Genomic DNA, 10,240 nt, shown 5'->3' on the forward strand with positions numbered 1-10,240 from the left:
CTTGCGCTACAAGGCCTGTTAGTGCAAAGATTCTACGAACTCAACGCAAATCCCGAAAAATCCTTGCGCAACTGCCCAACGCAGCGCAAGAGAATCTCGAAATGGCCGATGATTCCGAGAAAAACTTGCGCCAATGGAGGAGTCTCAGCCGCAACTGCCGACCGCTGGGCACGCATCGCACTGGCTCGACTGCCATCGAGCACGTTGCCTACGAACGGCGCCGCCGTTCGCTTCGCGGCAGCCCGGGCAACAGGCATCGCGAGAACCGACTGCCACGACAAGGGCTATGATGGGGCGATATGAGCAGGAAATCCAAGAACGACAAGGGCAAGGGCTCGACGCCGGCGACCGTGCAGCTTGAACAGGCAGGCGTGCCGTTCGAGACCTATGAATACGAGCATTCCAACGACCACATGGACGACGGCTACGGCGTAGAAGCGGCCAGAAAACTCGGGTTTGACGAGCATCAGGTGTTCAAGACGCTGATGGCGGACACTGGTTCCGAGCGCGTGGTGGGCGTGGTGCCGGTCAGCGGGCACATGGATCTGAAGGCGCTGGCTGCCGCGGTCGGCGCGAAGAAGGCCGTGATGGCAGATCCGAAGGTCGCCATGCGCGAATCCGGCTATGTGGTCGGCGGCATCTCGCCGCTCGGTCAGAAGGTGCATCATAAGACCGTGCTTGATGAGTCTGCGATGCAATACGATCGCATTCTGCTCTCCGGAGGCAAACGCGGCTTTTCGATCGGCATCGCACCATCAGATCTTCTTCAGGTGCTTGGCGCCGTAGCCGCTCCCATCGGCACCTGGTGAATGCCGACCGCGAAGCTCCGCGGGCTGAGCCGTCACACAGAGAGTCCAGCGGACTCTCTGTAGGCGAAGTGAGCGAGCCTGGTCAGGCTCGCGAAGGCTTCCGGCGGAGTTCCGCGGGCTAAGCCGTCACACAGAGAGTCCAGCGGACTCTCTGTAGGCGAAGTGAGCGAGCCTGGTCAGGCTCGCGAAGGCTTCCGGCGGAGTTCCGCCGGAAGCACAAAATGCATATTCTCCTTGATCGTCTCAACCGTGGACACGTCGGTGAATCCCAACCCGCGCAACCGTTCGATCACACCGGCGACAAGCTCGTCGGGCACGGAAGCACCTGAAGAGACACCGACCGCGCTCACTGCATCGAACCACGCCGGGTCCATCTCCCCCGCATCATCGACGCGATGCGCGAACCCACGCCCATCGAGCGCGTCCTGCGCAACCTCCATCAGACGCACCGAATTCGAGGAATTCGCCGAGCCGACGATCACCACGCAATCGGACTGCTCGGCGATCAGCTTGACCGCAGCCTGCCGATTCGAGGTCGCGTAGCAGATATCCGAGCTGGGCGGCTCCTTGATCCAAGGAAAGCGCGCCTTCAATGCGGCGATCGTACCGGCCGTCTCATCAATGCTCAATGTGGTCTGACTGAGCAGCACGAGTTTCGTCTCCGGCGCAAAATCCAGTGCATCCACATCGTCGGCATGCTCGATCAGATGCACATGCTCAGGGCTCTCCCCTACCACACCGACCGCCTCGTCGTGGCCTCGATGCCCGATGTAGACGATCTCGTAGCCTTCGCGTACGAATCGCAGCACCTCGCGATGCACCTTGCTCACCAGCGGGCAGGTGGCGTCCACGACATGCATGCCTCGCGCGGCGGCCTCCGCTTTGACGGACGGCGAGACGCCGTGAGCGGAGAACACGATCGGGATGCCGGCCTGGGCCGCAGCATCCGGAATCTCGGCGAGCTCCTGCACAAATACGGCACCAGCCGAGGCGAGTTCCTCGACGACATGCCTATTGTGGACGATCTGACGACGCACGTACACCGGCGGTAATCCGTCCTCGCGAGGCGCTCCGGCAGCCTTGAGGATCGTCTGCACCGTCAGGATCGCCCGATCCACACCGGCGCAGAAGCCGCGCGGATCAGCCAGTACGATTCGTTTCGCCGCCATCAGACCACCTTTCGTAGCGTATTCATCATCCATCCGTTCAACGACTGCCGGTCGCTCAGCGACTGCCGATCGTTCAGCGACTGCCGATCGCTCAACGACTGCCGATCGCTCAACGACTGTGCATATCAGTGCATGGCACCGTGGTGCCGCCGCAATCGTCAGCAGCACGGCAGCGATCGTCGCCGATGCCGCCTCCACCGATGCACACATGCGGGAACGGTCCCATTCACGGCACCGCAGCGGAGGCAACGCAGCGGAGGCAACGCATCCCACTTTAGCGTCGGCACGGACGCATCCGGCCAAGCGGACGACATCCTTGCGCCAAACGTGCACGACATGCGGCGCGCATCATGACAACGACCGTCACTGCGACTACACTAACGTGTGACCGGTGACAGCCGTTGCCGGGCCGCGGAGCACAGGCGGCAACGACATTAAGCTGCGCGCATTGCAGCGACAGCATGGAGAGATGAGCATATGACGACAAGACAGCCGCGAACCGGCAACCAGTATTCGATCCACTATGGCGACTTCAGCGCCGTCGTCTGCGAGCTGGGAGCGAAGATTCGCCGTTTCGACTACGGCGACGACGAGATCTTCTGCCCATTCGGCCCCGACGATCTGACCCCCACGTGCAACGGCTACATTCTCGCACCGTGGCCGAATCGCATCAAGGACGGCGAATACGACTTCAATGGCCGCCACTACTGCGCCCCGGTCAATGAATGCCACCCGGCACCCCGCCACAACGCGAACCACGGCTACGCCTACCACTATATGTGGCGTCTCGAATCACTCACCGAGCATGCGGTCACCCAGTCGCTGCGTTTCCCGAATCTCGACGGATATCCTTTCGATGTGACGCTGACCGCCACCTATGAGCTCGGCGAGAAGGGCATGACCGTGACCGTGAGCGCGTTCAACGGCGGCGACGAGCCTGCGCCGTGGGCGCTTGGCCTGCATCCGTGGCTGGCGAACGGCCGGCATGGCGCGACGAGCGAGGAACGCGACGCCGATTCGGCCGCCTGCCATCTGAAGATCGATGCGAACCAGCATGTCGTCGTCGATGCCGGACTGATTCCGACCGGCGTCGAACCGGTATCGGGACCGACTGATCTGCGCGAGGGGCCGACGCTGCAGGGGCGTTCCTTCGATGATGCGTGGCTCGACGTCAACCGGGCCGCCGACGGCACCACGACCACCGTGTTCACGCGCCCGGACGGCATCGAGGTGCGACTGATCGGCGACGAGACGATCAACGCATGGCAGTGCTACACCGCGACCGGAGCACCGCTGGCGGAGCACCCGTATGGCATCGCAGTGGAGCCGATGACCGCCCCAGCCAACGCCTTCCGCACCGGCGACCACCTGGTGTCGATAGCCCCGGGCGAAACGGTCACCAGCGTGGTGCGCTACGAGGTGACGCGCCGCTGACATGGCACGGCGCCGGCCGCATGCCGCCGGCAGTGCATCCGCGCAACCTTACGACGGGCAGCGTGTTGCCATCGTCATGAGGTTGTGCGATAATGCCCAAGGCCTATTAATCTTCAGTAAAGGAGTCCATTATGGGCATGCGCGGACGCAAGCGCAGGGATCGTCGCAAGAAGGCCGCCAACCACGGCAAGCGCCCCAATACCTGATCCTTGCCTGATTCAGGTTGCGTGAACAACGCCAGAAAGACCCCGAGGAACATGCTTCCCCGGGGTCTTTCGCATATTCGCCTGCATTCACGCGCATGATCGCACCCGTCACATACATCCACCCCTCCACCGCGCATACCAGCCACGCACCTCCACCGCGCATACCCGCTACACGAACCAACGCCCCGACCGCGGTGCGCACTACAATGTGAGAGGGAACGCGCGCTCAATGCGCAAAACGGGCGCGCCAGGCACTGCATGTACAGGCGGGATTGCGATGCGCCAATGCGTTGCAATCCGCACAGCCAGTCACATCGAGTCGCATACCGGGGGAACGCATGACGGGATGGCAACGATTCAAACGCACAAGACGACGCCGGACAGGCGGTGAGAAGGCGACGCAGCGCCCCTCACCGGCGGGCATGCTCATCGCCGTGGGCATCGTCTACGGCGATCTGGGAACGAGCCCGATCTACGCGCCGAAGGCCCTGATGCTCGCTCAAGGCGGCTCGCTCAGCCGGTTCCAGACACTTGGCTCGCTCTCGCTGGTGTTCTGGTTCATGCTGCTGGTGGTCACCATCAAATACGTATGGGTGGCAATGAGCGCCGACAACGACGGCGAAGGCGGCGTATTCGCACTGTTCGCGGCGGTACGCCGATACTGGCGACCGGCGGCCCTGATCGCGATGATCGGCGCGGCGGCGTTTCTCGCCGACAGCGTGTTCACACCCGCGGTTTCGATCACGTCGGCCGTGGAGGGTCTGGCATCGATCCCCGCGATCGGCTCAAGCCCGCATTGGTCGCAGGAACTGGCGATCATGCTGTCGATCGCGATCATCATCATGCTGTTTCTCATCCAGCATGCGGGCACGAACCGGCTCGGCTCGCTGTTCGGCCCGATCATGACCGTCTGGTTCGTGTTCATCGGTGTGGTCGGGGCGGCGAACATCGCCTCCGACTGGACCGTGCTGGAGGCGCTCGACCCGACCGTCGGCATCCGATTCCTGTTCTCGAACGAGAACAAGGTGGGCGTGGCGCTGATGGGCAGCGTCTTCCTCTCGCTGACCGGCGCCGAAGCGCTCTATTCGGACATGGGCCATGTGGGCCGCGCGAACATCCGCGCAAGCTGGCCGCTGGTCAACGTCATGCTGATCCTCTCCTATTTCGGGCAGGGCGCATGGATGCTGCACGGCCACGCCATCCAAGCCGACGACGGCGCCCCGTTCTTCCAGATCATCCCCGAGCAGATCCGCCCGCTCGGCGTGCTGCTGGCGCTGATGGCCGGAGTGATCGCCTCGCAGGCGCTGATATCAGGCGCGTTCACGCTGACCGCCTCGGCGGACGGCCTCGGGTGGATGCCCCGGCTCAACATGCGGTATCCGGGCGTCAACAAAGGGCAGATCTACATTCCCTCCGCATGCGTCACGCTGGCGGTATGCACGGTGCTGATCGTACTGTACTTCCGCTCCTCCTCCGCGATGGAGGCCGCCTATGGTCTGGCGCTGACGATCGCCATGCTCATGGTGAGCATCCTGCTGTTCGAGTTTCTGTGGCATGTGCGCGGCCGTCGCGTGACCGCAGTGGTCATGTGCACGTTGTTCGTGGCGGTGGAGATGCTGTTTCTTTCCGCTGCGGCCGCCAAGTTCATGGAAGGCGGATACATCACCGTGCTGGTATGGACGCTGGTGTTCGCCCTGTTCATGGTCTGCTCCCGCGGCAGTCGTCTGGAGGCGGCAGAGCAGGGGCACGTTCCCGCCGACGATCTGGCGCATATCCTCGCCGTGAGCACGGCGAACAAGCGGCGCGATCTGGTCGCCGACAATCTGGTGTATCTGACCCCCGATCCGAATATGCGCGAGGTCGAGAAGGATGTGGCGGTGAGCATGATCCACCGCCGCGCGCACGTCTACTGGGTGGTCACCGTCATCCAATCGGAGCGCCCGTACGAGCGCACGTGGAAGTCGACCTCCTACGGCACCGGTCTGCACCGGATCGTCATCATCCTCGGATACAAGGAACCGCAGTTCTATCTGCAGCAGTACATGCGCACGATCATGACGGAGATGCTCGGCTCCGGCGAGATCGACCGCATCGAGCCACGATGGCCGAAGCTGGCGACGCGCAGCGAGCGCCTCGGTCTGGGCGATGTGCGCTATGTGCTCATGCATCGCGTCGTCAGCCCGGAATCCAAACTGCCCGAATCGGATCGCACGCTGCTGCGCGTCTATCAGTGGGTCAAGCGCACGATCAGCAGACCCGTCGAATGGTTCGGCCTTGAGACCAATGATCCGATCATCGACACGGTGCCGGTATGGGGAGGCGGCGAGATGCCGCTGCCGATGACCCGATCATCCGCGGCGGCGGTCAAGGCGACGGCACCCGCGCAGACGCCAATCAAGACATCGACATCAGCATCAGCCAAGATGACACGCAAGACGCCGCTCACGAACGAGACCGCGACGAACGCAACCGCGCAGACGCGCTGAACCGCCGGCATGGGTTCGGCAGAATGATCCGCCTGTCCCATGCCGCCGAACTCAGTCAGCCGTGCCGCATCCGGTCACTCACTCGTCACCGTGCCGGGAATCCCGACAGCAGTGGTCCAGAGTCTCCCGCAGCCGGCGCATCAGGCATTCCGGCGCGACCTGCGGCCGCAGATAGGCACGCATCGCCATGATGAGTGCACGCTCCCTCGCGTCGCAGCGGTCGGGATCGAAACAGGTGCCGTCCTGCTGCCGCCCCTGCATCTGCTGCCGCCCCTGCGACTGCGACTCGCAGGCGGACTGCGCCTCGACGCGCGCATCCGCCTGATGCGTCTGCATGATACCGGTCACGACCTCGACATCCGTATGCACGATGGAACCGTCAGCGGTCGTGCCTGTCACTGCGATGTGACTGTGGCGTTCCATATATCCACTCAAGACCGCTCCTTTCCCTGATTGTTCCTACCCCCATTATCGCCGGATTTCCGGCGCTTCGCGGATAGTGAACCGGATGGGCTCGATTCGGCCGCCGGCTTCGTCTCGCCATAGCCGCGCTCGCGCGCGTACGCCGCCAGATCCCGTTTGAGCTGCGTGCGGGCGCGATTGAGGCGACTCATCACCGTGCCGATCTTCACCCCCTGCTCGTCGGCCACCTGCTGGTAGGTCTTGCCGTCGATCACCGTGTCGATGAACACCTGCCGGCGCTCCGGGGACAGCCGCGCGAGCGCCTTCATGATCTCCTCGGGCGCGAACGTGTCCAGATACTCGTCCTCGGCGGATTTGAGTCCCTCCGACGAGTGCTCCGCCGCGTCGTAGATGTCCCAGTCGTCGTATTCGCCGGTCGAATCGTTGGCCCGCTGCGGGCGGCGCTTGGCCTTCGCGTACTGGTTGAAGTAGGCGTTGCGTTCGATCGTGGTCATCCACGCCTCGAAGTTCGATCCCGCCTGGAACGAGTCGAAGGCCTTGAATCCGCGTTCGAAGGTGTCCTGCACCAGATCCTGCGCGTCCTCGGTGTTGTTGGTCAGCTTCATCGCCTGACGGTAGAGCGCGTCGACCGCCGGCATGGCGAGCCGCTCGAAGCGCTCCCTCTTCGCCGCGGTGGTCTCGCCAGCCGCACCAGTCGCCGCTCCCGCCTTCTCACCCTGCGCATTCGTCACGATTCCCCATTGTAATGAGTCGAGGTACATCCGCGCCGACGAGCCTGCGCACCCCCTGGATACAGGTACAATGGCCTGCGGCAATGCTTGAGGAAAGGCTGACTCCATGACTTTGACACTTCAGAGCGCAACGCGCCTGCTCACCGATCACCATCTGCTGCGTGAGATCATCACGCCCGAACGCTGGACGCTCGACGCGACGCAGATCGAGGGCCATGACCGCCCGTTCGCCGACGTCACCTATGACACGCGCACGGTGAAGCCCGGATCGCTGCTGTTCTGCAAAGGCAACTTCCGCGCCGACTATCTCGACGGCATCGACGGGAAGGGACTGTCCGCCTACGTGGCCGAGACCGACTTCTCGCAGACGACCGGCGCGACCGGACTGATCGTCAACGATGTGCGTCGCGCGATGAGTCTGCTGTCCGCCGAATTCTTCGGCCGCCCCCAGGATGAGCTCACCGTGGTGGGCATCACCGGAACCAAGGGCAAGACCACTACATCCTACTTCACCCAGGCGGTGCTCAACGCCCATTGCGACGGCCGCTGCGCGTTGTTCTCCTCGGTCGACAACTGTCTTGACGGCCACACCTACGTCGAATCCGATCTGACCACGCCGGAAAGCCTTGACGCGTTCCGCATGATGCGGGCCGCCGTCGACAACGGCATGCGCTATCTGGTCATGGAGGTCTCCTCGCAGGCCTACAAGGTCGAGCGCGTCTACGGGCTGACCTTCGACGTGGCCGCGTTCCTCAACATCAGCCCCGACCACATCAGCGAGATCGAGCACCCCACGTTCGAAGACTACCTGTACTGCAAGCGGCAGATCATCGCCAACGCGCGTGCCCTTGTCTACGGAGCCGACATGAGCCATGTCGATCTGATCCGACAGGATGCCGCCGCGCACGGCATCACGGCGACCTCGTTCGCCCTGCACAACGCCGGCCGGAGCTCCGGCACGCCGGCAGACGTGGTCGCGTGGCCCTCGGATGCGGCCCATGAGGCCTACCATATCGCGGTCGACGGCACCGATCTGGGCGACTACCATCTTGCCATCGACGGCGACTTCAACTATCTCAACGCGGCCGCCGCCATCGCCATCGCACAGGCCGCCGGCGTGCGGCTCGACGAGACCGCCGCACTGCATGCGATGGAGCCGGTGCGCATCGCCGGCCGCATGGAGCAGTTCCGCGACCCGCAGTCGAACACCATCGCGATCGTGGACTATGCGCACAACTACGCCTCCGTGACCGCGCTGCTCGACTATGTGAACGAACGGTACGGCGCACGCGATCCGCGCATCACGCTGGTCACCGGATCGGCCGGCAACAAGGCATACGACCGCCGTCGCGAGATCGTCGAGGCGGCGCAGCAGCGCATCCACAACTTCATCTTCACCGCCGAGGACACCGACACCGAGCCGTTCATCGACATCTGCATGCAGATGCAGGGATACGTGACCGCGCCCGGCGTCACCTCCACGGTGATCTCCGACCGGCCGACCGCCGTGACCAACGCGATCTACGACGCGCGCGCCCACTCCGACCGATTCAACATCATCCTCATCATCGGCAAGGGCGACGAACGCTGGATCAAGGACCACCATCGCCACGTGCCGTTCGAGGGCGACGACCATATCGTCGAGCGCATGTTCGCCCCTGCGGCGGGCGGCGCACAGCAGCGGTCGGACTCAGCACAACCCTCAGACGCACAGCCCTCAGTCACTCAGGACTCAGCCACTCAGGCCAGCGTCGGGAAGGCCGAGTAGGGCGTATAGTCGATACGACACGAATCGTACAGGAGACGACATTGAAGATCACCCTTGAGAACACCGATTGCGAACGGCTGGAGGCCGAGGCATCCGCCGCGGGAGTCACGCTGCCCATCGAACAGACCGCCATCTGGGCGCGGTATCAGGCCGACATTCCCGGACGCCGCCCGTGGGGCGCGTACATCATCCGCCGTGACGGCAAACCGGCCGCGTTCATCTCGCTGATCGACTATCAGACCCACGGATACCACTATCTGCGGTCGCTGCATGGGCCGACCTGGATCGACAAGCCCGACGAGGCCACGGAGCAGCAGGTCGTGCAGGAGCTGCGCAAGGCCGTGCATGCAAGGGATCATGGCATCGTGTTCCTGCGCATCGACACCTGGTTCGCCGACGGGTCGTATCCGGTGCTGTCGACAGTGCCCTACGACGCCACCGTGGTGATCGACGTGACCGGAGGCGACGACGCGATCCTTGCGCGCATGAAGCGCCGTGGTCGGCGTGACGTGCGCAAATCGCTGCGCGAATGCCCGGCGGAGTGCGCGGATGAGACGAGTCGCGCACTGGCTGATTTCTCCGAATACTACGATGTGATGGTCGAGACCGGCAAACGCGACGGGTTCACGCCGGCGCCAATCGGCGACTATGCGGATATGATCAAGGCGCTGGGCGCCGACCATTGCCGCGTGTTCGCCGCGCGCATCGACGATCGTGTGGTGGCATGGTCGATCGTCACGGTCAACGGCACTCATGCGGTGCGCTACTATGCGGGCATGCGTTCCGAGGTGATGCGCATGCATGTCACCGACAAGCTGCTGTATTCCGAATGCTGCATGCTTGGCTCGCAGGGCGTCACCGAATACGATCTGATGGGCATCGGCTCGGATTTCGCGCCGTCGCTCAAGGGACTCAACGAGTTCAAGACCAAGTTCACCGAGGAGATCACGCCGGTGGCTCCCGGTCGCGACGTGCCGGTCCGGCGCGCGTTCTACGGCGCGCTGCGGCTCGCCCAGAAACTTCGTCACGCCGTGCGCAGGTAGTTGGCGAACTGGTAGTTCAGCGGACAGTACGTAGGCGGGGTGTACGTAGGCGGACTGTACGTAGGCGGGGTGTGCGGGCGCACCATCAGCGCCCGCGAAGCGCATCAGCAGCGCCACCCGACGAGCCAGACAACCGCTGCGAGACGACGGCGGTCACGCCGTCGGCACGCA

Annotated in this window: 9 protein-coding genes and 1 pseudogene; 7 read left to right on the forward strand and 3 right to left on the reverse strand. The window is 63.7% G+C overall.

From position 1 onward, the window contains the following. Positions 1–303, forward strand: a 303-nt coding sequence (locus EHS19_RS11045; protein ID WP_206666332.1) for a hypothetical protein, incomplete at its 5' end; no start/stop codon positions are given. After that, complete coding sequence (gene ybaK / locus EHS19_RS06575) at positions 300–809, forward strand: Cys-tRNA(Pro) deacylase (RefSeq protein WP_151916985.1); 510 nt, start codon at positions 300–302, stop codon at positions 807–809. The genes EHS19_RS11045 and ybaK, both read left to right, overlap by 4 nt. A gap of 176 nt (positions 810–985) precedes the next feature. Here the strand turns inward: ybaK and EHS19_RS06580 are convergent, their stop codons facing one another. Then, positions 986–1,978, reverse strand: a complete 993-nt coding sequence (locus EHS19_RS06580; RefSeq protein ID WP_151916986.1) for a 4-hydroxy-3-methylbut-2-enyl diphosphate reductase — start codon at positions 1,976–1,978, stop codon at positions 986–988. A gap of 477 nt (positions 1,979–2,455) precedes the next feature. On the opposite strand from EHS19_RS06580, the gene EHS19_RS06585 reads away from it, so the two are divergent. The 3 genes from EHS19_RS06585 (at position 2,456) to EHS19_RS06590 (ending at position 6,104) form a co-directional block, all read left to right on the forward strand. Next, positions 2,456–3,412: an aldose 1-epimerase family protein gene (locus EHS19_RS06585; protein ID WP_151916987.1), complete on the forward strand. Its 957-nt coding sequence runs from the start codon at positions 2,456–2,458 to the stop codon at positions 3,410–3,412. 131 nt (positions 3,413–3,543) lie between these two features. Next, positions 3,544–3,618 (forward strand): 50S ribosomal protein bL37, encoded by a 75-nt coding sequence (locus EHS19_RS11750; RefSeq protein ID WP_099327425.1) that lies wholly within the window; start codon positions 3,544–3,546, stop codon positions 3,616–3,618. 338 nt (positions 3,619–3,956) lie between these two features. Then, on the forward strand, positions 3,957–6,104 hold the full coding sequence (locus tag EHS19_RS06590; protein WP_151916988.1) for a KUP/HAK/KT family potassium transporter: 2,148 nt from the start codon (positions 3,957–3,959) through the stop codon (positions 6,102–6,104). Between the two features lie 78 nt (positions 6,105–6,182). Here EHS19_RS06590 and EHS19_RS06595 read toward each other — a convergent pair whose 3' ends face one another. After that, entirely contained in the window at positions 6,183–6,527 is a 345-nt protein-coding gene (locus EHS19_RS06595; RefSeq protein ID WP_151917022.1) for a hypothetical protein, read from the reverse strand. A gap of 8 nt (positions 6,528–6,535) precedes the next feature. Continuing rightward, entirely contained in the window at positions 6,536–7,165 is a 630-nt protein-coding gene (locus tag EHS19_RS06600) for a sigma-70 family RNA polymerase sigma factor (RefSeq protein ID WP_151917023.1), read from the reverse strand. Positions 7,166–7,364: 199 nt separating this feature from the next. Between EHS19_RS06600 and EHS19_RS06605 the strand changes: the two are divergent. After that, positions 7,365–8,912 (forward strand): annotated as a pseudogene (locus EHS19_RS06605) (UDP-N-acetylmuramoyl-L-alanyl-D-glutamate--2,6-diaminopimelate ligase); the annotation flags it as partial. 161 nt (positions 8,913–9,073) lie between these two features. Further along, on the forward strand, positions 9,074–10,069 hold the full coding sequence (locus EHS19_RS06610; RefSeq protein WP_151917024.1) for a lipid II:glycine glycyltransferase FemX: 996 nt from the start codon (positions 9,074–9,076) through the stop codon (positions 10,067–10,069). Positions 10,070–10,240 lie beyond the last annotated feature (171 nt).

Origin of the sequence: Bifidobacterium jacchi, from assembly GCF_009078285.1 — a bacterium.
Lineage (GTDB): Bacteria > Actinomycetota > Actinomycetes > Actinomycetales > Bifidobacteriaceae > Bifidobacterium > Bifidobacterium jacchi.